This is a genomic window from Salibacterium aidingense DSM 18341 (assembly GCF_000429685.1).
Taxonomy (GTDB): Bacteria; Bacillota; Bacilli; order Bacillales; family Marinococcaceae; genus Salibacterium; species Salibacterium aidingense.
Genome location: NZ_AUCI01000008.1, coordinates 1 through 22,752 on the forward strand (window position 1 = coordinate 1; position 22,752 = coordinate 22,752).

A 22,752-nucleotide genomic window follows, 5' to 3' on the forward strand; every position below is an offset into this window, starting at 1 on the left:
TGAAGATGTGCACCGTCTTTTTTAAAATCGCCAGTTCTTCTTCTTTATCCGCCAGTTCCTTTTCTTTGGCTTTCAACTGGCGTTCCAGGTCTTTGACGTGTTGGTGGTCGACAACCGGTTCGTCGTCAAATTCGCGGTATTGCTTCATCCATTCATACAACGCGCTTCGAGGAATCTGTAAGTCCTCGGCAATGTCGGTGATGTTTTTCTGTTGTTTGTGCTGCTGGACATAACGGACCGTGTCCTTTTTAAAAGCTTCGCTGTACTGTTGACGCTGTTCACCCATGGGGGAACCCTCCTTGTTGGTTTTATCATGCCATGTCCATGAAGAAGGTGTCCACTTTTTATTCTAAATTTATTTGGTGATTTATTTCTCTTTTTTCGAGTAAAAAAAGCCTTCCGTTCCACAAATAGCGGAACAAATGTCCGAAAAACCCGCCATATCCCGCTAATAGTGACGTTTAACGGAATAAATGTCCTCAAGTTCTGTGCCTTATGTGGCTGCTGCAGCGGCAGCTCACGTTGTTCACGGACGCATAGTGAGGACAAGATCCTGATCGGGTGTTACAAACACAGTGGCCTGGTTATCGTAGGTAACGAAGCCGGGTTTCGCCCCGTTTGGTTTCCTAACATGCTTAATTTTTGTATAATCCACCGGGACGGAGCTGGAATCTCTCGCTTTAGAAAAATATGCAGCAAGGTTGGCGGCTTCGAACAGAGTTTCTTCTGCTGGGCTGCTGCTTCGAATAACGACATGGGAACCTGGGATCTCCTTCGTGTGAAGCCAGGTGTCCTCCCGATTGGCGGCCCGCCCCGTGAGATATTCGTTCTGCTTATTGTTTTTACCGACCAGTATTTCCGTCCCATCACTTGCAATATATTTTTCAAGTACAGGTTTTGTAGGTTTTTTCTTTTTTCTTCCTTTTTCGGGTCGTTTTTTAATATAGCCCTGTTCAGCGAGTTCTTCCCGAATTTCTTCAATATCTGAAGGCGCTGCGGACTCGAGCTGCTGAAGCAGCTGTTCGAGATATTCCATTTCCGATTCTGCTTCTTTTATCTGCCTTCTGCTCATTTCAAGAGACGTTTTTGCCTTGTTATACTGACGAAAAAACGCCTGTGCGTTATCAGAAGGGGATTTTTCCGGGTCAAGACTGATGGTGATGGTCCCTGCGTTTTCATCGTAATAGTCGATCACTTCAATCTCTTTTTCCCCACCTTGTATAAGATGAAGATTTGCAGTGAGCAGCTCGCCGTATTTTTGAGCTTCTAACGAGTGGTTTGCGCGCTCCTCTGTCTGTTCCAGCTTTTTAATTTTCTTTTTATTTTTCTGCCATTCATTTCGAAGCAGTTTCTCTAAATCGTAAGCCCGCTGTTTGACACGATCCCGTTCGGCCTTCCCGGAATGAAACCGGTCGAGCATATCACTGACAGAAGGGAATTCCTTCCGTTCTCCTTCCAAATGGTGCATATCGAGTACGGAATACCATTCTTTTCCCTTCTGAACGATAATCTGCGGAGCGTAGTGCTCGTCTGCCGCGTCTTTCATCATCGTTAAAAATACAGAAGCAATATCCTGAGCGCCGGCTCCGATACCTGCACGGTAAATGATTTCCTGGGCTGTCTGCGGAGAAATTCCTATAAAGGCCTGCACAAGCTGACGGTCCAGTTTTCCTTGATTCATGTCCAGTTTTCTCATAACCGTGTCGGTGTCGGCGTGAAGCGGATTGATTTTATTTTGACTGGGCGGCCCCACATAGCTTCTCCCTGGTAAAATCGTACGGTAACGGTTCACAGACGGAGATAAATGCTTCATGCTGTCGAGGATAATATTGGTCTCTTCTTCCACCAGCAGAACATTGCTGTGTTTTCCCATGATTTCAACCACCAGATGCTTAATCGAGGTATCCCCCAGTTCATTTTTCCCTTCAATAACTAAGGTAACAATTCGTTCCATGCCCTCCTGACGGATTTCCCTGATGAAGCCGCCCTCGATGTGTTTGCGAAGGAGCATGCAGAACATGGGCGGCTCCTTTGGATTCTCCACTTTTACATTGGTCATATGCATCCTTGAAAAACTGGGGTTCGCAGATAATAACAGTTGATGGTTCCTGTGATCGGCCCGGATGGTTAAAAGCAGGTCCGTTTTATAGGGCTGTTTTATTTTGGTGATTCTTCCGTTTAATAAAGTGTGATTACATTCATCGATGACAGCTTTTGTCATGATTCCGTCAAATGACATACCTGCATTCCTTCCTTTCTTCGCTTTCACAAGTATAGCATGATTTCCGGCTTGTCTGAATAGGATATGATGACATGTTTAACCGAAGGAGCGAGCGAAATGAATTGGCATAACCAATCTCAAAAGGAACTGGAACAAATCCTGAACGTAACGGCATCTTCGGGTCTTGAGGACGGACAGGCCGCACAAAGACGGAAAGAACACGGGCTGAACCGTCTGCAGGAAAAGAAAAAGGTCCCGTCATGGAAGCTGTTTCTGCAGCAGTTTCAGGACATGATGATAGTATTGTTAATCGGTGCCACACTCGTCTCTGCGGCATTGGGCGAATATGCAGATGCGTTAACGATTATCTGTATTGTGGTGCTCAACGGTGTTCTTGGATTTATTCAGGAAAATAAAGCAGAGAAATCATTAGATACGTTAAAAGAACTGTCTTCCCCCACCATCATGGTGAAACGTAATGGAACATGGCATACTATTCCTTCACAGGACGCGGTGCCGGGGGATATTGTCAAAGTGCAGAGCGGGGATAAAATAAGCGCAGATATCCGTCTTTTCACGGTAAACGGCCTGACGACAGAGGAATCTGCCTTGACTGGTGAATCTTATCCAGTGCAGAAAAACTCCTCGGTGCTGCAGCAGGAGAATATTTCCATCGGAGAAAAAAGGAATATGGCCTTTTCAGGAACGGTTGTAACGAGAGGACAGGCTGTCGGGGTTGTGGTTGCGACAGGAATGAAAACAGAAATGGGAAAAATCGCTCATTTGATGACCCATTCCGGCAATGCCGAGACACCTCTGCAGAAACGGCTGGACCATCTTGGGAAAATCCTTATAACCGGCGCGCTTATATTAACGGCACTTGTGGTGGTCCTGGGTCTTATGCAGGGCCAGCCGTTTTATAAAATGATATTATCCGGAGTCTCTCTTGCCGTAGCGGCCATCCCGGAAGGCCTGCCGGCAATTGTTACGGTGGTCCTCGCTTTGGGAGTCCAGCGGATGATTAAACGACAGGCTATTGTAAGGCATCTGCCAGCGGTAGAGACGCTGGGGTGTGCCTCCGTTATCTGTTCTGATAAAACGGGGACGCTGACACAAAATAAAATGAAGGTAACAGGGTTATGGAATAATAACGGGTTAACAACCCGGTCTAAAACGACCAAAGGTTTTTCCAAATCGACCTACGGGCGTCTTCTTTCCAATGCGGTACTATGCAGTCAGACGGCGATTGATGTTTATACGAAAGGAGAAGCAGGAGAGGGGGATTCCACGGAACAAGCGTTAATGGAAGCAGCGGATGCCTCGGGTATTTCCCTTTCCAAACTGTTTTCCAGCCACCGCATTGAAAAAGTATTCCCCTTTGATTCGGACAGGAAACGCATGACCGTCCTGACGACTGATAAATATGGACAGTCCTATATTATAACAAAAGGGGCGCCGGATATTCTGCTGGAGAAAAGCAGCTTCATTCAAACCGATTCCAGTTATGAAAAACTAACAACAGGGAGAAAAGCAGAGATCGGACAAGTGATGGAAAAAATGGCTTCCAGGGCATGGCGTACTATAGCTGTAGCTGTGCGCCCCCTTCGTTCCGGAGAAATTATTAAGACTCCGGACGAGGCAGAAAAAAATTTAACGTTCGTAGGAATGGAAGGAATGATGGATCCTCCAAGGCCCGAAGTGAAAGGCGCTATTCAGGAATGTAGAAGAGCCGGGATAAAAACGGTAATGATCACTGGGGATCATAAAACGACTGCTGCTGCCACAGCCAAATCAATCGGACTGCTTCCGGCGTATGGAAAAGTAGTAACCGGACAAGAATGGAAAACAGTAAATCCTGCAGAAAAACGGGAGCTGCTGCAGCGCACTTATGTGTTTGCCCGGGTCAGCCCGGAAGATAAGCTGCAGATCGTCCATGAATTGCAGAAGGCAGGACATGTGGTGGCCATGACCGGAGACGGGGTGAATGACGCTCCTGCTTTAAAAGCAGCTGATATCGGCGTGGCAATGGGCAGGACAGGAACGGACGTAGCAAAAGAAGCAGCTGCCCTTATCCTCCGGGATGATAATTTTACAACCATCCGTTCAGCCATCAAAGAAGGCAGGAATATATACGATAACATCCGAAAGTTTATCCGCTATATGCTCGCTTCGAATGTCGGCGAAATTCTTGTTATGCTGTTTGCGGTTATGCTGGCCCTGCCGCTGCCGCTGGTACCGATCCAGATTTTATGGATCAATTTAATAACAGACGGCCTTCCTGCGATGGCTCTCGGAGTGGACCAACCGGAGGAAGATGGCATGAAGCGGCCGCCCCGGGCTAGATCAGAGAGTATATTTGCCGGCGGAATGGGATGGAAAATAATCAGCCGTGGATTTTTGATTGGGGTGGTCACGCTTGCTGGTTTTATCACTTCTCTAAATGAACATCCGGATGATTTAATACGAGCCCAGACGATTGCTTTTTCTATTCTGGTGATGGCGCAGCTTATCCATGTTTTTGACTGCCGGGCGCGGCATTCTATTTTTGACCGTCCGCCCTTTGAAAATAAATTTTTAACGGCCTCTGTGTTATCGTCGGTGCTGCTGCTGGTACTTGTCATTTATGTACCGTTTTTCCAGCCGATTTTTCATACAACAGCCCTTTCTGCCATGGAATGGATGCTGGTCCTGGGTCTTGCTGCGATTCCTACATTTGCCCTTGCCGGAAGCCGTTTTTGGCAGAATGATCGTAAATAAGAAGTCTCTCCCCTTTTCATAAGCTTGTGGCAGGTGATAAAATTATCTAGAATAGGAGAAGCGGAAGTGATAGAATGTCAGTAAGCATGACTGGATACGGAAGCGGTGCGGCAGAGCATGGAAACGGCCGCGTTTTTGTGGAAATGAAATCAGTGAACCACCGTTTTTGTGATATTCAATTCCGAATGCCCCGTGCCCTGTATTATTTAGAAGACACAATACGGCGTATCATCCAGCAGAAAATAGAGAGGGGCCGTATCGAAGTATTTATTACCCTCGAAGGGGAGGCCCGCTCCGCCAAAGATGCCAGCATTGACTGGAACTTATTGCACCGCCTGCTCGATCAGGCCGATGAAATGGAACAATTAAACGTATTCGATTCGAGACTCCGGCTGCAGGACTTCCTGCTTCATCCTGATATTGTTGCGGTAGAGGAACAATCAGGAATGGATGAAAATTGGGAAGAACATGTCAAAAAAGCAGTCGAAGATGCAGCAGACCAATTATCTGATATGAGAAAAAAAGAGGGCGGGACGCTTCGATCGGATCTACTCGCCAGAATCGAAACAGTCCAATCCCGGACAAAGGAAATTTCGGAACAGGCTCCTCTCGTCGTAGACACCTATCGAAAACGTCTTCAGGAACGAATGAAAGAATTTTTGAAAGAAGCCGCTTACGACGGTGACGATCAGCGCCTTATGACGGAGGTGGCTGTTTTCTCTGAGAAGGCGAACATAGAGGAGGAGCTGACACGGTTATTTTCTCATTGTGATCAGTTCTCCACCGTGCTGTATGAACAGGGGGCAAAAGGGAGAAAGCTTGACTTTCTGGTGCAGGAAATGAACCGGGAAGCCAATACGATCGGATCGAAGGCCAACAGTGCATCTTTAAGCCATCTCGTGGTAGAAATCAAAAGTGAACTTGAAAAAATGAAAGAACAAGTCCAGAATATAGAGTAGCCGGCGAACGCATTTTCGTATATAGTTGTTATAAAGCGGTAAAAATAGAGCGTAGCTGTCGCTCCGGATAAGTGAGGGATTCTAGTGAATATTAAATTGATCAACATAGGGTTCGGAAATATTGTTTCAGCAAATCGAATTATTTCTATCGTCAGCCCCGAATCAGCACCTATCAAACGAATTATCCAAGAGGCAAGAGACCGCAATATGCTGGTGGATGCCACCTATGGCAGAAGGACGAGAGCTGTTATCATAGCGGACAGCGATCATGTCATTTTATCGGCGGTCCAGCCGGAGACGGTAGCACAGCGGTTAACGACACGGGATGACTCTTCCGATGATTAACCGGAAAGTTTATTATTTTGCAGGAAAGGCGTTGGAATTCCATGCAGGATGAAAAAGGATTATTAGTTGTTTTATCAGGCCCGGCCGGGGTGGGGAAAGGTACAGTATGCCGAGCGCTCCGGGAAGAGGATACGGATATCCAGTATTCCGTATCGGCCACAACGAGGCAGCCGCGGGAAGGAGAAACCCACGGCGTCAATTATTTTTTCAAAACAAAACAGGAATTTGAAAAAATGATTGAAGAAAACCGGCTGCTCGAATGGGCAAAATATGTGGAGAATTATTACGGCACCCCGCTGGATTATGTTTTAGACACCGTCGATGAGGGCAAAGATATTATTTTGGAGATTGAAGTTCAGGGAGCCAGAAAAGTAAAAGATCGCTATCCCGACGGAGTTTTTATTTTTCTAATGCCTCCAAGCCTTGCCGAACTCCGTTCCCGTATTACGGAAAGAGGAACAGAGACCGAGGATTTGATCGACAAGCGTATGACGGTGGCAAAAGAAGAACTGGAAATGATGGAGCAGTATGATTACGTCGTAGAAAACGATAAAGTCGGGCATGCGGTCGAACGGATCCGCTCCATTGTTACGGCTGAACACTGTAAAAGGGAAAGGTTAATGGAAAAATACAAACAATTAGTGGAGGTTGAATAACCGATGTTATATCCATCTGTCGACACATTGATGAAAAACATTGATTCAAAATACACCCTGTGCACGATTTCAGCTTTACGTGCCCGCGAATTGAAAGAACTGCAGCAGAACCCTGAATTTTCAGGAGAGGACTATGATTCTTCCAAGCTGGTTGGCATTGCCTTGAAAGAAATTGATCAGGGAACGTTAGGGTACAAACACACAGAGTGAATCATGAACAACAACCTGCTTTGTATAGGTTGTTGTTTTTAAAAGGGAAAAGGGGTTATGGAAGGAGGGAGCGGTGATGCTCGAAGGCAGGCATGTGTTATTAGGGATAACCGGAGGCATTGCGGCATATAAAGCAGCAGCTCTTGCCAGTAAACTGACTCAGGCAGGGGCGCAAGTAAAGGTGGTCATGACGCAGCATGCAAAAGAGTTTGTGACGCCTTTAACATTTCAAGCCTTAACCCGGGACCGGGTGTATGATGACACTTTTGCCGAAAAAGATCCGGAAAAGGTAGCTCACATTGATGTAGCGGATTGGGCTGATTTCATTCTGATTGCGCCTGCTACAGCCAATATTATTGGGAAAGCAGCTGGCGGCCTTTCTGATGATATGCTTTCGACTGTCATTCTGGCAGCGCGGTGTCCGGTTTATATTGCTCCTGCGATGAATGTGAACATGTATGAACATCCAGCGGTCCAGGAAAACATGAAAACGCTGAAACAGAGGGGCTGGCATTTCATTGAACCGGGGGACGGCTATCTTGCCTGCGGCTGGATTGGAAAGGGAAGAATGGCGGAGCCGGAAGACATTACGGCTTTTTTACAATCCACATACCAAACCGCTTCCCCCTTCAAAGGGAAAAAGGTACTCGTTACGGCAGGGCCGACATATGAATACAGTGATCCGGTCCGTGTTTTTACGAATCCATCGAGCGGAAAAATGGGATTTGCCGCCGCAGCAGAAGCCGCCGCTCTTGGTGCGGAGGTGACACTGGTCACCGGGCCGGTGCAGATGGAAACACCTCCGCATGTAAAGAGGATAGATGTCACCTCTGCCGAAGAAATGTATGAAGCGGTGATGCAATACTTTCCTGAGGCAGATGTTGTCTGTAAAGCGGCAGCGGTCTCCGATTACCGTCCGGCCGAGCGTCATCAGGAAAAAAGGAAAAAACAGACCGGCCCGCTTTCAATAGAAATGGAACGGACGAAAGATATACTGGCTGCCTTGGGTGAACAGAAAAGCCATCAGCTGCTCATTGGTTTTGCTGCAGAATCCACGGATGTGGAAACCTATGCGAAGGACAAGCTGGAACGCAAGAACCTGGATATGGTAGTGGCGAATAATATATCATCCGACAGGGCGGGTTTTCAGACAGACACCAATGAGATCATGCTCCTAAGAAGAGGAGAATCTCCTTTTTATCTTCCCCTGCTGACAAAGACAGAAGCTGCCAAAGAAATATTTGCTTATGCCACGCCGCTGTTGAAAAAGGATGAATCGTAATGTATGCAAAAGTTATCGTGGATGTTGCGGCAGCTCAGACAAATAGAGCCTTTGATTACCGTATTCCTGAGGAATTTGACGGTATTGTAAAACCGGGGATGAGAATTGTAGTACCGTTTGGTCCGAGAAAAATCCAGGGGTTTGTCTGGAAAATAACAGACCAGACAGAACTGTCGCGGGTTAAACCATTGCAGGAAATTCTCGATCCCTATCCGGTCCTGACAAACGAACTGTTGGAGCTTGGAGAATGGCTGGCTCTGGAAACTGTCTGTTTTCTCATTACGGCTTATCAATCCATGATTCCGTCAGCCATTCGTGCGAAACCAAAAAAGATACTCCGTCCGGCTGGGGATCCTGCTGAACTTCCAGCAGAACTCCAGCCCTTGTTTGCCGAAACAAAAGAAATCAACTGGGAACAGGCAGCCGCCGGTAAAGAAATACGGCTGGCATTGAAAAAAGCCCTCCAAAACGAAGAACTTATCATAGATTATCGTCTCCAGGATCGTACAAATAAAAAAACGGTCCGCGTTCTCCGTCTCCCGTCGTCTGGACCGACAAAAGATTACAAGACAGAGCTTGGAAACAAAGCAAAAAAGCAGACTGAAGTAATGAATTGGATATCCTCTTATTATCCGAACACCTCTGTTACGGCGCAGACAGTGATGAAGCAGCTTGGCGTAACCCAGGGGGTGATTCAGTCTCTCGTTAAAAAGGGGCTGCTGCTGGAAGAATACAGGGAAATATACCGGGATCCCTACGAGCATCATTCGTTTTCCGAAACCGAACGACCACTCCTGACAGATCAGCAAAAACAGGTTCTTCAACCTATTCATACAGCTGTTGAAAAAAGGGAATACGTTCCTTTTCTGCTGCACGGAGTTACAGGGAGCGGAAAGACAGAGGTATATCTTCGTGCCATAGAAACAGTTCTTGATAAAGGCAAAGAAGCCATTGTCCTTGTACCTGAAATTTCATTGACGCCGCAAATGGTGGAACGTTTTAAAGAAAGATTTGGTTCTCAGGTAGCTGTCCTTCACAGCGCATTATCTTCGGGAGAAAAATACGACGAGTGGAGAAAAGTCCACCGCAAAGAAGTGAAAGTAGCAGTAGGGGCGAGATCCGCTGTGTTTGCTCCGTTTGAAAATCTCGGGATTGTTATCATTGATGAAGAACATGAAGGAAGTTATAAACAGGAAGATCATCCGCGCTATCATGCCCGGCAGGTCGCCTTGTGGAGAGGAAACTATCATGGATGTCCGGTTATTCTGGGAAGCGCGACCCCTTCGCTCGAATCCTACGCCCGGGCTTCCCGAAATGTATATCAGCTCCTTGAACTTCCAGGCCGTGTCAATAACACTGCCATGCCTGAAGTAGAAATTACGGATATGCGCGAGGAGTTAAAACAGGGAAATCGCTCGGCTTTTTCCCGGCTTTTATTGGAAAAAATACGGGACCGGCTGAATAAAGGAGAACAAATCGTGTTATTTTTAAACAGACGCGGTTATTCCACCTTTGTCATGTGCCGCAATTGCGGTTACACGGCAGCCTGTCCTCATTGTGAAATAACGTTAACCTATCATCATACCGGCCGCCTGTTGAAATGCCATTACTGTGGATATCATGAACCAATGGTGAATAAATGTCCTGAATGTGACAGCGATCATATTCGTTTTTTTGGTACGGGCACCCAGAAAGTACAGGAAGAAATTACGCAATTGCTGCCGGAGGCCAGGGTTATCCGCATGGACGTAGATACCACGTCAAGAAAAGGGTCGCATGAAAAACTGCTGCAATCCTTCCGGAATGAGGAAGCGGATATACTGCTTGGTACGCAGATGATCGCCAAGGGGCTGGATTTTCCTAAAATCACATTGGTGGGAGTCCTGGCAGCAGATACCATGCTTCATCTGCCAGACTTTCGTGCACCGGAGCGCACTTTTCAGCTGTTGACCCAGGTAAGCGGCAGAGCAGGCAGGGATAAACTTCGCGGAGAAGTTGTCGTGCAGACCTATACCCCGGAACACTACAGCATTCAGTACGCCCGCACTCATGATTTTCAGGCATTCGCCCAAGCGGAAATGGGACAGAGAAAACGCGGAGGGTATCCTCCCTACTATTATATTACGCTTTTAACGGTCTCCCATGAAAACGCGGCAAAAGCTATGAAAACCGTCGATCAAATGGCGGCACATTTAAAAACGGCTCTTTCGCCGGAATCAAAAATTCTTGGGCCAACCGTGTCACCTATTGCAAGAATTAAAGATAGATATCGATATCAATGCATGATAAAATACAAAAATGAACCGGATTTAATCCGAATACTGAATGATATGCATTCTAATTACCAAAAAGAAATGGCTAAAGAGGATCTTACGATTTCTATTGATATGGAACCGCAGATGTTTATGTAAGGACACAACCCCGTTCTTGAGGCTTCAGTATACGGGGTTGTTTTTGTGAATAGTGGCGTATGATGGAGGTACTCCGGTTTCTGTTTTCAGCCTGTTCTCCATCGCAAGGCAGGAAGGATCCCTGCGCTTTTCTTCTTAGAAAGAAAATTTAAAAGGCAGGCGTTTTCGAAATCCAGCTCCAGGGCCCAGTGGGAATGGCGGTACTAGCACTTCCTGTGCGTCGCGAGAACCTGTTGCGGATTCCCAGGGCGCTTACGCTTTTCTTAAGAAAGGTGATGTAAAATGAAGGTTGTATTTATGGGAACCCCGGATTTTTCCGTTCCTATTCTGCGGGGACTTATCGAAGCAGGATATCAAATAGAAGCAGTGGTTACCCAGCCGGACCGTCCTAAAGGACGGAAGAAGCAAATGACCCCTCCGCCCGTAAAAGAAGAAGCAGTTCGTCACGGTTTAACCGTATTCCAGCCGGAAACACTAAAAAATAAAGAAAATATCGAGTGGATGAGGGAAAAAGCTCCGGATGCTATTATTACAGCTGCTTACGGACAGATTCTGCCCGAATCGATTCTTGAACTTCCTCCTCTTGGAGCTGTTAATGTCCATGCTTCTCTGCTTCCTAAATACAGAGGAGGAGCTCCGATTCATCAGGCGGTGATTAACGGAGAGAAAAAAACCGGCATTACGATCATGTATATGGTGAAAGAACTGGACGCCGGCGATATGCTGGCTAAAAAAGAAGTACCTGTGGCAGAGGAAGATACAGCAGGGTCGCTGCACGATAAATTAAGTATTACAGGAAGGAACCTTCTGCTTGAGACCCTGCCTCTTTTGGAAAAGAACGAGCTTACTGCAGTTCCACAGAATCCAGCGGAGGCTACCTTTGCCCCCAATATTCAACGGGGGCAGGAGCGGATAGACTGGAACAACCCCGGGGAAACCATTTATAATCAGATCAGAGGTATGAATCCGTGGCCGGTGGCTTACACCATTTACAAAGAAATGCCATATAAGATCTGGCAGGCTGGGAAAATCCAGGTTTCAGCCTCAGAGCAAGCACCGGCCGGGACTATTCTTTCCATAGAAGAAGACGGAATAGTGGTGGCATCATCGGATCAAACAGCACTTAAAATTACAGAGCTGCAGCCGGCCGGGAAGAAAAAGATGCAGGCAGCCGATTATTTACGCGGTTCGCATGAATTGCAAACAGGAGAATCTTTTACAAATGAGCAAAAAAATGTTTAAAAATGTGAGAGAAGAAGCATTACGTATGTTGGAGCGGATTGAAAAAGAAGGAGCATACAGCCATCTTCTCCTGAATCATGTGCTGAAGGAAGGCACTATTTCCGACAAGGATGCATCATTGCTAACCGAGCTGGTCTATGGCACGATAAAACGGAAGAATACGCTCGATTATTTTATAGAGCCTTTTGTGAAAAAAGGGACAGCTTCTCTGCAATCCTGGGTTCTTCAGTTATTGAGACTGACTGTCTATCAAATGGAGTACCTTGACAGAGTTCCGGAGAGGGCCGCTGTTCATGAAGCCGTTCAAATAGCCAAGAAAAAAGGACATCGGGGAGTCAGCGGGCTGGTCAACGGGGTGCTTCGTTCTATCCAGAGGGAGGGGATCCCTTCTATTGACAGCCGCCTCCCTTATTTGACCTCTCTGGCACTGGAAACGAGCCATCCGGAATGGCTTCTCCAGGAATGGACAGCCGCGTATGGAGAAGTCCGTACAGAGGCCATGGCACGAACAAATCTTGAGCCACCTGTACTAACTGTTCGTTTGAACCGATTGAAAACAGATAAAGAATCGCTCCTGCGTCAGCTGGAGCAGGAAGGTTGTTCGGTGAAGGCCGGGAATATTTCCCCCGAGGCTGTTTTGATTACTTCCGGCGATATTTTTCAGACCTCCGCCTTTCAAGACGGGTTATGTACAGTGCAGGATGAAAGCTCGATGCTGGTGGCGAGGCTGCTTGATCCGAAACCTGGGATGAATGTGCTGGATGCCTGCGCGGCTCCCGGCGGAAAAACAACCCACGCCGCTGAACTCATGAATAATGAAGGCACGCTGCAGGCCTATGATCTGCACGAAAAAAAAGTACGACTGATTGAAACACAGACAGAACGGCTTGGAATAACCAATGTACAGGCAGCAGCCCTGGATGCAAGAAAACTAACCACCAAACATGAGCCGCGGACTTTTGACCGTGTATTGGTAGATGCGCCGTGCAGCGGGCTGGGAGTCATTCGGAGGAAACCGGAAGTCAAATGGCAGAAAGAAAAAGAGGAAATCTCGCGTTTACCGCAGATCCAATCTGCTGTTTTGCAAGAAGCCGCAGAATTGGTGAAAACGGAAGGACGGCTTGTATACAGCACCTGTACTCTACGGCAGCAGGAAAACGAAGAGATCGTCAACTCTTTTCTGGAGAATAATCCATCCTTTGAAAGAGATAAAAGCGCCTGCGGCTGTCTGCCCGAAATGAAAGATAAAACATCAGAAAACCAGCTGACTATTTTTCCCCAGGATTTTCATTCCGACGGGTTTTTCATGGCAGCTTTAAAAAGACGTTATTAACCATAAAGAAAGGGTGACCCACACCATGGAAGCATTAAAAACAAAAGTAGCGGCAGAATCCGTCGGCCTGCCGTCGATTTATTCACTGGAATACGAGGAACTGCAGAGCTGGCTGCAGGAGCAGGGAGAACCGGAGTTCCGTACGCAGCAGATATTTTACTGGCTGTACCAGACAAGAGTTCAATCTTTTGAAGAAATGACCAATCTGTCTAAACAACTTCGTCAAAAATTAGCAGAAGCGTTTTCGATTACAGTCCTAAAGGAAGTTACTCATCAGGAATCGGTGGACGGCACGGTAAAGTATTTATTTGAACTGAAAGACGGCTACACCATTGAAACGGTTCTGATGAAACATGACTACGGCAATAGTGTCTGTGTTACATCCCAGGTCGGTTGCAGACTTGGCTGTACATTCTGTGCTTCCACACTCGGCGGACTAAAACGGAACGTGGAAGCCGGGGAAATTACGGCTCAAGTCCTGGAAATTCAAAAAGATCTTGACAAAAAAGGAGAACGAGTTGATTCTATTGTTGTGATGGGAATCGGTGAACCGTTTGATAATTACGATGAGTTACTTTCATTCTTGAAAATTATTAATCATGATAACGGCTTAAACATTGGGGCCCGCCATATTACTGTCTCAACGAGCGGCATGGTGCCGAGAATATACGATTTTGCCGATGAACAGCTTCAGATTAACTTTGCTGTTTCGCTGCACGCCCCCAATTCTGAGATCCGAAGCCGTCTAATGCCGGTCAACCGGGCGTGGCCGGTGGAGAAACTAATGGAGTCCATCCGCTACTATCAGGACAAAACCAGCCGGCGGGTAACGTTTGAATATGGTCTGTTCGGAGGCGTCAATGACCAGGTGGAGCATGCCGAAGAGCTGGCTGAACTGGTAAATGGATTAAAATGCCATGTCAATCTCATCCCTGTAAATGATGTACCAGAACGGGATTATGTACGCACCAGCAAAAATGATATTTTTGCTTTTGAAAGAACACTTCGCGAAAAAGGAGTGAACGTTACCATTCGTCGTGAACAGGGCCATGATATAGATGCGGCCTGCGGGCAGCTGCGTGCGAATGAACGACAAGAAGAAACGAGGTGACTTCAACCGGTGGAAACTGTATATTTAACAGATGTCGGCCGCGTTCGTGAGCATAATGAAGACGCAGGCGGAATATTTGAAAATGAGTCCGGTGAATATCTAGCCGTTGTTGCAGATGGGATGGGCGGGCACCAGGCAGGAGACGTAGCCAGCGAAATGGCTGTAGATATCCTTCGTAAAGCCTGGGAGCCCGTAACTCAATCATTTTCTCCGGAAGAGGCAGAATCCTGGCTGCAGCAGCAGATAGGTACAGCAAACAGCCGGATTTATGAAATGTCTACGGAAAATAATAAAATGGCAGGAATGGGAACCACGATGGTGGCAGCCATCTGTACACTGTCCTTTGCTGTAATCGCCCATGTCGGCGACAGCCGGGCCTATCACTTGACAGAAGATCAGATCCACTTAAAAACAGAAGATCATTCCCTGGTTAATGAGTTAAAGAAAAGCGGTCAAATTACAGAAGATGAGGCAGAAAACCACCCCCGTAAAAATGTACTAACGAGAGCCATCGGGACAGAAACGAAGGTGAAAAGCCAAACGATGGCAATGGAATGGAAAGCTGGGGAAGGCCTTTTATTGTGCTCAGATGGTTTAACGAACAAAATGAGCGCCGAGGAAATGAAGGAATGCATGAAGTCTCCGGATTCTCTTTATGAGCGTGCTCTCACGCTCATACATACAGCGAACGAACGAGGGGGAGAAGACAATATTACCCTGGCAGTTATCATACATTCCCCCCTGGAGAAGGAGGGGGAGCTAGATGAGTGACCTCATTGGCAAAAGGATCAGTGAACGTTATGAGATAATGGAAATGATTGGCGGCGGGGGCATGGCTCATGTGTACCGGGGACAGGATGTCATTCTGGAACGTCCTGTTGCCGTTAAAGTGCTTCAGCCTCAGTATAATGAAGACGAGGAATTTATACGCCGGTTTCACCGGGAAGCACAGGCGGCGACCAGTCTGGCTCATCCAAATATTGTAAACATTTACGATGTTGGAGAAGAAGCCAACCTTTACTATATCGTCATGGAACACATCGATGGAGTGACATTAAAAGAAAAAATCCAACAGCAGGGGCCGCTGCCGCTGGAGCAGGCAGTGCAGCTGATGGAGCAGATTCTGGGAGCTATCAGCCATGCGCATGCTAATCATATCGTCCACCGGGATATTAAACCTCATAATATATTGCTGAACGAAGAGGGAGAAGCCAAAGTAACCGATTTTGGAATAGCACGAGCTTCAACGGCTGCAACCATTACTCATACGAATTCGGTCATGGGTTCTGTTCATTATATGTCTCCCGAACAGGCCAAAGGCGGGGTGATTACGACTAAATCGGATATCTATTCGCTTGGGGTCGTTTTATATGAAATGGTGACCGGTTCATTGCCGTACACAGGGGATTCGGCAGTAAGCATTGCTTTAAAGCATCTGCAGGAACCGCTTCCCGCCCCCTCAGAAAAAAGGCCCGGGCTCCCTCAAAGTCTTGAGAATGCTGTTGTAAAAGCTACAGCAAAAAAACCGGAAGATCGTTATGCCAATACACAGGAAATGCACCGGGATCTGCAGACATCCCTATCAAAAGAGAGAAGAAATGAAGCTCCTTTTATTCTGCCTGTAGATGAAGAAGCAACAAAGGCAGTGCCGATAATAAAAGAGGAAAACGGTGATGGGAGCGCCACGCTTAATGCCCGTTCTGATACGACCAGAAACGGTCTTGAAAGAAATGGAGGAGAAAACTCTGTCCCCCCTGCTCCACCGAAAAAGAAAAGAAAAAACTGGTGGAAGGTGCTTCTGTTAGTGTTTCTGCTCTGTTTTGGCGCCGCCATCGCCGCTTTCACGATACTGCCCGATTTATTAAGGGTGGAGGATGTTGAGGTGCCGGATGTTCAGAATATGACCGAGGAAGACGCAATACAGGAGTTGGAAGAAGCGAGCCTGACAGGAGAGAGTGAACGGACTTCTGATGACAATGTGGAAGAAGGACATGTTATTAGCCAGGATCCGGGCAGCGGCACGATGGTAAAAGAAGAAAGTACGGTGCAATTATTTGTGAGCGACGGACCGGAAATGGATGAAATGCCTGATTTAACCGGGGTTTCAAGAGACAAGGCAGAAGAAATGCTGGACGGATTTGCCGGAATTGAATATAGTCCGTCCGAAACGTCGGAATACCCTCCGGATCAGATCATTGAGCAGGAACCTCAGGCTGGAGAAAGTATTGTGGCACAGGAGACGACCGTAAACTTAACCTACAGTACAGAACGTGAATTTTCTCTGCAGAACCTCCAGGGTGAATCCCGGGAAGCAGTGGAAAGTTATCTGGAGAGCTCTAATTTGAACGGTAACTTTGAATCCAGTCCTTCCGACAACGTTCCTGAAGGAAATGTTATTGAGCACTCTCCTGCTCCTTATACCATGGTTACGGAGGGAGACGATATCAATTTTGTCATCTCGGAAGGACCAGAAGAAGAGTCAGCCTCACCGGATGAGAATCTTTCAGAACAAGTGGAAGCAGTGATCCCGGTAGAAGTTTCCGAAAGCGATGAAGAGGAAGGCAATGCTTATAATATCCGTATTGTCTATGAAGATGCGACGACGAGCGGCCCCACGATCTTTACAGAGGAAAGCATTACAGAAACACAAACGTACAGAGTACCGCTGGAAGTTACACCGGAAACAGATGGCACTTACACGTTATATGTTGATAACGAAGAAGTACAATCCAACAGTTTTTCCTACGGAGATTAACAGGAGGCATTATGGCAGAAGGAATTATTATGAAGGCGATAAGCGGGTTCTATTATGTGTATCATGATCAGGAAGTGTACCAATGCCGGGGCCGGGGGTTATTTCGAAAGAAAAAAATAAAACCCCTTGTCGGGGATTGGGTGACATTTGAAGCGGAAAATAAAACAGAAGGTTACCTGCTTGATGTGCTGGAGAGAAAGAATGAACTAATACGTCCTCCGATGGCTAACATTGATCAGGCCTTTCTGGTGTTTTCTGCTATGGAGCCTGCTATTGCCACTTCCATGCTCGATCGATTTCTTGTACATATGGAGTCGATGGACATTGATGCGATTATTATTATAAATAAAAAAGATCTGGCTGATTCCTACATGACGGAAAAACTGCAGGCTTATAAAAAAACATATGAAGCTCTGGGGTATCCTTTTCATCTCGTATCAAGCATAAATGGAAAAGGGATAGAGAATCTCACTCAGTACATCAGCAGGCATCTTACGATGGTAACCGGAGAATCTGGTGTGGGGAAATCGACCCTTCTGAATCAAATGATGCCTTCCTTGGACCTCGAGACAGGCCAGGTTTCTGAACGACTCGGACGAGGCAGGCATACGACAAAACATTTGGAGCTTATTCCCTTTCAGGATGGCTTTATTGCAGATACTCCAGGGTTCAGCTCTCTTGATTTCGAAAAGATCGATGAAGAGGATCTTGACATATGTTTTCCTGAAATGAGGAAGCGAATGCCGGAGTGTAAGTTCAGGGGCTGTACCCATCGAAAAGAACCGGGCTGTGCGGTGAAAGCAGCTGTAGAAAATCAGGAAATTGCCCTGTTTCGATATGAACATTACAAACAATTTTTTGAAGAGCTTGCTCAACTACGGAGGTACTGAAAAAATGACCAAAATTGCACCATCTATCTTAGCGGCAGACGTGTCCTGTTTAAAAGAGGAAATTCAGGATGTAGAAAAGGGCGGGGCGGATTATATACATGTAGACGTGATGGACGGCCAATTTGTTCCTAACATCACCATGGGACCATTTATTGTTTCTGCCATTCGCCCGCATACGACACTGCCGCTTGATGTTCACTTAATGATTGAAAAACCGGAACAGTTTGTGGAAGCATTTGCCCTTGCCGGCGCTGATATTATTTCTGTCCATGCCGAAGCCTGCCCGCATCTGCACCGGACGATTGAGCTGATACATGAAAATAATGTAAAAGCAGGGGTGGTCATTAACCCGGCGACCCCGGTGGAGACAATCAAGCATATTGTAACAAAAGTGGACTTAATCCTGTTAATGACGGTGAACCCTGGTTTTGGAGGACAGAATTTTATAGCAGAAGTGCTCCCCAAAATCAGGGAAGTAAAAGATATGCTGGCAGAAGCCGGACATAACGCAGAAATAGAAGTGGATGGCGGCGTGAATGAAGAAACGGCGTCTTTATGCAAAGAGGCGGGCGCTAACGTACTCGTAGCGGGTTCTGCTGTATTTAAAGAAGAAAATAGAAAGAAAGTCATCGAAACCATTCGACATGGCTCAGCATAAAAAAGAAGCGGGGGTTCTTGGAGACAGGTACCTCCGCTTCTTTTTTCAAAGAAATGAAGAAGAACCAGAAAACCTGTCTTGACGCAAACTGCCCCGGGGATTTCAGAAAAAACCCATTTTTTATTGATTTTATATGTACTATTTGAAAGATGCTGAATATACATATAGAAGAATGCTATTGGAGATTACGGCAACTTGAATGAAACGAAAACAGCCAGGCGGGGGAAAACAAGGAATAAGCGGCGCGTGCCGCAATTAGCAAAGAAAGAGGAGGAGTTTGTGATGAAATTTTATACGATTAAACTGCCGAAATTTCTTGGAGGGTTTGTACGCGCCGTCATCGGTACGATCAGAAAAGATTAACAATAATTTAATTATGTAAGCAAAAAGACATAAAAAGAAACGGGATTCATCTCAAATAGAAAAGTCCCGTTTCTTTTTTACGTTTATGATTCTGGTTTCTCAATTATATGGTAAACAGGCAGTTTTACACACGCTGAACTTTGCCGGATTTCAGTGCTCGCGCAGAAACATATACCCGCTTAGGTTTACCGTCTACCATAATTCGTACTTTCTGAACATTAGCGCCCCAGCGGCGTTTGGTTGCATTATTGGCGTGAGAACGATTGTGGCCGGTTTTTGGCCCTTTGCCTGTTACATGACATTTACGTGCCATGACATGCACCTCCTTATCCTAGTCCATGTTTCACTCGATTGTTGAATCATACTTAAATATCGTAGCATATTAGAAAGTGCATTGCAATTAAAAATTCCATCGTACCCCATGCTAACTTGACGAATGTACGTTCTCTACCTATTGTGGAGACAGCAGGGGAAACCGTCTTTTACTAATGCTCCTTTCAAAAAAGGGAGGAGTATAGTAAAATAATCTTAGCTTAGGGAAGGAAGCGAAAAGGGAGGTTCGCAATGACGATAGAAATGAACTCACAGTTAGGTTCCATTGATGTTTCCAGAGAAGTTGTGTCCACAATCGCAGGCGGGGCGGCCGTAGACTGCTATGGTATTGTCGGCATGGCTTCTCAAAAACAGATAAAAGACGGATTATCAGAAATGCTGGGAAAAGAAAATTTCTCACGGGGTGTGGTTATCCGTGAGATAGAAGACGGCATTCATATAGATATGTATATTATTGTAAGCTACGGAACGAAAATTTCAGAAGTGGCCTACAATGTCCAGTCCAAAGTAAAATATCAACTGCAGCAGATGCTGGGGCTGACCGTAGACTCCGTAAATGTATATGTTCAGGGAGTGAGAGTGGCGCAGACCTAGGATAGGAGGAGGAAGAGAACGTTGACTGACAGGAAAGTAGACGGGGATCAGCTTGCCCGGATGTTTCAGCAAGGCGCAGCTGTTCTTAGTAAAAATGTTAAAAAAGTAGATGCGTTAAACGTATTTCCTGTCCCGGATGGAGATACCGGGACCAATATGAATTTAACCATCACTTCCGGCGTGAAGGAAGTGGAAACAGCGGATAAAAATCACGCTGGAAAAGTGGCCAAAGCTTTTTCAAAGGGTCTTTTAATGGGAGCGCGCGGGAATTCGGGCGTCATATTATCACAGCTCTTCCGGGGGTTTTCAAAGGCGTTGGAGAAAAAAGAAATATTAACATCTTCTGATTTGGACGAAGCTTTGCGAGAAGGGGTGAATACTGCCTATAAGGCAGTAATGAAACCGGTGGAAGGCACTATTTTAACGGTGGCGAAAGAAGCAGCGGGAAGTGCCGAAAAACAGGAAGGTATAGACCAAAACCCGGTGGAATGGATGAAGACTGTACTAAAAAATGCAGAACAATCTCTTGAAAAAACACCGGATCTGCTTCCAGTATTAAAAGAAGTAGGGGTCGTTGATTCAGGGGGACAGGGGTTAGTTTATATTTATGAAGGAATGCTGCAGGCTCTTCTTGGTAAAGTGTCCGATAAAGAAGAAACAGAGGTTCCTTCTCTGGAGAATCTTGTGAAAGTAGAACACCATCAAAATGCTCAGTCCCATTTATCAACAGAAGATATTGAATACGGGTACTGTACGGAAGTAATGGTTCAGTTTGAACAAGAAAAAACGGCCCGTCACCCTTTTGACGAAAACGCATTCAAACAGGAACTGTCCCACTGGGGAGACTCTCTGTTAGTCGTCAGTGACGAGGATTTAATAAAAATACATATCCATGCGGAATATCCCGGCGAAGTTCTCTCAAAAGCTCAGAAGTATGGCAGCTTAATCCATGTCAAAATTGAAAACATGAGAGAACAGCATCAGGCCTTGTTAACCGAACAACCGGAGGAAAAGAGACAGGAAGAAGTAAAAGAAGCTCAGAAAACTCCCTCTGCCTATGGATTTGTTACGGTATCTGCCGGTGCCGGAATTGAAGCGCTGTTTAAAGGGCTGGGCGCTGATGAAGTCGTGGCAGGCGGACAGACTATGAATCCAAGCACGGAAGATATTTTAAATGCAGTTAAAAGTGTGCAAGCAGACACCATTTTTATTCTCCCTAATAACGGAAATATTGTAATGGCAGCCGAGCAGGCTGCAGAGGTGTCTGGAGAACATGTGCGTGTCATTCCGACCAAATCCATTCCTCAAGGGTTAAGTGCTATGTTTGCATTTAATGAAGAAGTATCTCCCGAAGAAAATGAAGAAGCAATGAAACTAGCGCGCAAACAGGTGAAAACTGGCCAGGTCACTTACGCCGTGCGGGACACGATGATGGGAAGTTTAGAAATTAAAAAAGGAGATTTCATGGGTCTTGCCGAAAAGGATATTGTGTCCTCTGGTGCGGAGAAAGAAAACGTGACAATGGATCTGCTGAAAAAACTCGTGGATAAAGACACTGAAATCGTGACTTTAATCCGCGGAGAAGACGGCAGTGAATCTGTCGATGCGGCAGTCACTGCCTATCTGGAAGAGGCATTTCCGGAAGTGGAGATCGAAATTCATGAAGGCGGTCAGCCGCTGTATTCGTATATTATAGCGGTGGAATAACCGCTGGATGATGAAAGGAAGGGGAGTATAAGGTGGGCCGTGTAAAAATTGTGACGGACAGTACAGCTGATATACCCCGGGAATTGGTTCAGAAATACAATATAACGGTTGTTCCCTTAAAAGTGATGATGGGGAATGAAACGTTTCAGGATGGAGTAAACCTCACCCCGGAAGCTTTTTATAACAGGCTGGATCTTATAGATGATCTCCCTTCTACGTCCCAGCCGACTCCTTATGAGTTCGAAACTATTTACCAGCGCATACAGGAAAAAGCAGAGGAAGACGATATTACGATTCTGTCGATTCATCTTTCGTCGGAAATGAGCGGAACTGTACAGTCAGCGACGCTTGCTGCTCAATCTGTAGAAGATGATGTAAAGGTTGAAGTAATAGATTCCAAAAAAGCTTCTTACGCGATAGGAATTATTGTTGTGGAAGCAGCTAAAATGGCAGAGGAGGGGGCAGGTTTAACAGAGTGCAAAACCAAACTTGAATCACTGCTCTCCCAAACAAAGGTATATTTTCTCGTGGATACCTTGGAATACCTGCATAAGAACGGGCGTATTGGAAAGGCCTCTGCATTAATTGGTTCTCTCTTAAAAATGAAGCCGGTGTTAAGCCTTACAGAAGAAGGGATCGTATACCCATTTAAAAAAGTACGCGGGAAGAAAAAGGCCGTGGCGGTTATATGCGATACCTTAAAAGAAGAATATGGGACGCGTCCGGTTCATATTGGAGTTTCCCATGCGGAAGCAGAAGCTGCCGGGAAAGACCTGCTGGAGGCGGCGGAGGCAGATCTTAACGTACAATCTACGACCCTGACGAAAATTGGAGCGGTTATAGGCTCCCACACCGGCCACGGAACCATTGCCGTCGCGGTAACACCGGCAGATTAATTTACGAGGCTGCCCTGGAGAGAGGATCA

21 protein-coding genes are annotated in these 22,752 nt (G+C 46.3%); 18 read left to right on the plus strand and 3 right to left on the minus strand.

Features of this window, described 5'->3' with window-relative positions:
* Both G475_RS0108985 and G475_RS0108990 read right to left on the minus strand, forming a co-directional pair.
* Window positions 1–286: transposase (locus G475_RS0108985; RefSeq protein WP_026701003.1), on the minus strand; the 286-nt coding region annotated here is incomplete at its 3' end.
* A 240-nt stretch (window positions 287–526) separates the two neighbouring features.
* Window positions 527–2,239: an Rqc2 family fibronectin-binding protein gene (locus tag G475_RS0108990; RefSeq protein ID WP_026701004.1), complete on the minus strand. Its 1,713-nt coding sequence runs from the start codon at window positions 2,237–2,239 to the stop codon at window positions 527–529.
* A gap of 99 nt (window positions 2,240–2,338) precedes the next feature.
* On the opposite strand from G475_RS0108990, the gene G475_RS0108995 reads away from it, so the two are divergent.
* The 15 genes from G475_RS0108995 to spoVM all read left to right on the plus strand — a co-directional run bounded on the left by G475_RS0108995 (window position 2,339) and on the right by spoVM (window position 19,193).
* Window positions 2,339–4,978: a calcium-translocating P-type ATPase, PMCA-type gene (locus tag G475_RS0108995; RefSeq protein WP_026701005.1), complete on the plus strand. Its 2,640-nt coding sequence runs from the start codon at window positions 2,339–2,341 to the stop codon at window positions 4,976–4,978.
* Window positions 4,979–5,052: 74 nt separating this feature from the next.
* Window positions 5,053–5,937: a YicC/YloC family endoribonuclease gene (locus G475_RS0109000; RefSeq protein ID WP_026701006.1), complete on the plus strand. Its 885-nt coding sequence runs from the start codon at window positions 5,053–5,055 to the stop codon at window positions 5,935–5,937.
* Window positions 5,938–6,021: 84 nt separating this feature from the next.
* The gene (remA, locus tag G475_RS0109005; protein WP_026701007.1) at window positions 6,022–6,282 is read left to right on the plus strand and encodes an extracellular matrix/biofilm regulator RemA; all 261 of its coding nucleotides are present in this window, start codon (window positions 6,022–6,024) and stop codon (window positions 6,280–6,282) included.
* 41 nt (window positions 6,283–6,323) lie between these two features.
* Window positions 6,324–6,938, plus strand: coding sequence for a guanylate kinase (gmk, locus tag G475_RS0109010; RefSeq protein ID WP_026701008.1), 615 nt, complete (start codon window positions 6,324–6,326; stop codon window positions 6,936–6,938).
* Window positions 6,939–6,941: 3 nt separating this feature from the next.
* The gene (gene rpoZ, locus G475_RS0109015; protein ID WP_026701009.1) at window positions 6,942–7,148 is read left to right on the plus strand and encodes a DNA-directed RNA polymerase subunit omega; all 207 of its coding nucleotides are present in this window, start codon (window positions 6,942–6,944) and stop codon (window positions 7,146–7,148) included.
* A 76-nt stretch (window positions 7,149–7,224) separates the two neighbouring features.
* The gene (gene coaBC, locus G475_RS0109020) at window positions 7,225–8,430 is read left to right on the plus strand and encodes a bifunctional phosphopantothenoylcysteine decarboxylase/phosphopantothenate--cysteine ligase CoaBC (protein WP_026701010.1); all 1,206 of its coding nucleotides are present in this window, start codon (window positions 7,225–7,227) and stop codon (window positions 8,428–8,430) included.
* On the plus strand, window positions 8,430–10,841 hold the full coding sequence (gene priA, locus G475_RS0109025) for a primosomal protein N' (RefSeq protein ID WP_026701011.1): 2,412 nt from the start codon (window positions 8,430–8,432) through the stop codon (window positions 10,839–10,841). The genes coaBC and priA overlap by 1 nt, the downstream gene beginning before the upstream one ends.
* A gap of 282 nt (window positions 10,842–11,123) precedes the next feature.
* Window positions 11,124–12,083, plus strand: coding sequence for a methionyl-tRNA formyltransferase (gene fmt, locus G475_RS0109030; protein WP_026701012.1), 960 nt, complete (start codon window positions 11,124–11,126; stop codon window positions 12,081–12,083).
* Window positions 12,064–13,416: a 16S rRNA (cytosine(967)-C(5))-methyltransferase RsmB gene (gene rsmB / locus G475_RS0109035; protein WP_233275757.1), complete on the plus strand. Its 1,353-nt coding sequence runs from the start codon at window positions 12,064–12,066 to the stop codon at window positions 13,414–13,416. The genes fmt and rsmB overlap by 20 nt, the downstream gene beginning before the upstream one ends.
* A 25-nt stretch (window positions 13,417–13,441) precedes the next feature.
* Entirely contained in the window at window positions 13,442–14,527 is a 1,086-nt protein-coding gene (rlmN, locus tag G475_RS0109040) for a 23S rRNA (adenine(2503)-C(2))-methyltransferase RlmN (protein WP_026701014.1), read from the plus strand.
* 9 nt (window positions 14,528–14,536) lie between these two features.
* On the plus strand, window positions 14,537–15,298 hold the full coding sequence (locus G475_RS0109045; RefSeq protein ID WP_026701015.1) for a Stp1/IreP family PP2C-type Ser/Thr phosphatase: 762 nt from the start codon (window positions 14,537–14,539) through the stop codon (window positions 15,296–15,298).
* On the plus strand, window positions 15,291–17,282 hold the full coding sequence (gene pknB / locus G475_RS0109050) for a Stk1 family PASTA domain-containing Ser/Thr kinase (protein ID WP_026701016.1): 1,992 nt from the start codon (window positions 15,291–15,293) through the stop codon (window positions 17,280–17,282). Before G475_RS0109045 ends, pknB begins: the two co-directional genes overlap by 8 nt.
* Window positions 17,283–17,293: 11 nt before the next feature.
* The gene (gene rsgA, locus G475_RS0109055; RefSeq protein WP_026701017.1) at window positions 17,294–18,172 is read left to right on the plus strand and encodes a ribosome small subunit-dependent GTPase A; all 879 of its coding nucleotides are present in this window, start codon (window positions 17,294–17,296) and stop codon (window positions 18,170–18,172) included.
* A gap of 4 nt (window positions 18,173–18,176) precedes the next feature.
* Complete coding sequence (gene rpe / locus G475_RS0109060; protein WP_026701018.1) at window positions 18,177–18,830, plus strand: ribulose-phosphate 3-epimerase; 654 nt, start codon at window positions 18,177–18,179, stop codon at window positions 18,828–18,830.
* Window positions 18,831–19,112: 282 nt separating this feature from the next.
* Window positions 19,113–19,193, plus strand: coding sequence for a stage V sporulation protein SpoVM (gene spoVM / locus G475_RS27160; RefSeq protein WP_156911667.1), 81 nt, complete (start codon window positions 19,113–19,115; stop codon window positions 19,191–19,193).
* Window positions 19,194–19,317: 124 nt separating this feature from the next.
* Here the strand turns inward: spoVM and rpmB are convergent, their stop codons facing one another.
* A complete protein-coding gene (gene rpmB, locus G475_RS0109075; RefSeq protein ID WP_026701019.1) occupies window positions 19,318–19,506 on the minus strand; it encodes a 50S ribosomal protein L28 in 189 nt (62 codons plus the stop codon).
* Between the two features lie 251 nt (window positions 19,507–19,757).
* Here rpmB and G475_RS0109080 point away from each other — a divergent pair, with 251 nt between their 5' ends.
* The 3 genes from G475_RS0109080 to G475_RS0109090 are packed head-to-tail and all read left to right on the plus strand — an operon-like array spanning window position 19,758 to window position 22,723.
* Window positions 19,758–20,120 carry an Asp23/Gls24 family envelope stress response protein gene (locus G475_RS0109080; RefSeq protein WP_026701020.1) on the plus strand — a complete coding sequence of 121 codons (363 nt, stop codon included), beginning with the start codon at window positions 19,758–19,760 and terminating at the stop codon, window positions 20,118–20,120.
* 21 nt (window positions 20,121–20,141) lie between these two features.
* A complete protein-coding gene (locus G475_RS0109085; RefSeq protein WP_026701021.1) occupies window positions 20,142–21,827 on the plus strand; it encodes a DAK2 domain-containing protein in 1,686 nt (561 codons plus the stop codon).
* Between the two features lie 32 nt (window positions 21,828–21,859).
* Window positions 21,860–22,723 carry a DegV family protein gene (locus tag G475_RS0109090; RefSeq protein ID WP_026701022.1) on the plus strand — a complete coding sequence of 288 codons (864 nt, stop codon included), beginning with the start codon at window positions 21,860–21,862 and terminating at the stop codon, window positions 22,721–22,723.
* The last annotated feature ends 29 nt before the right edge of the window (window positions 22,724–22,752 follow it).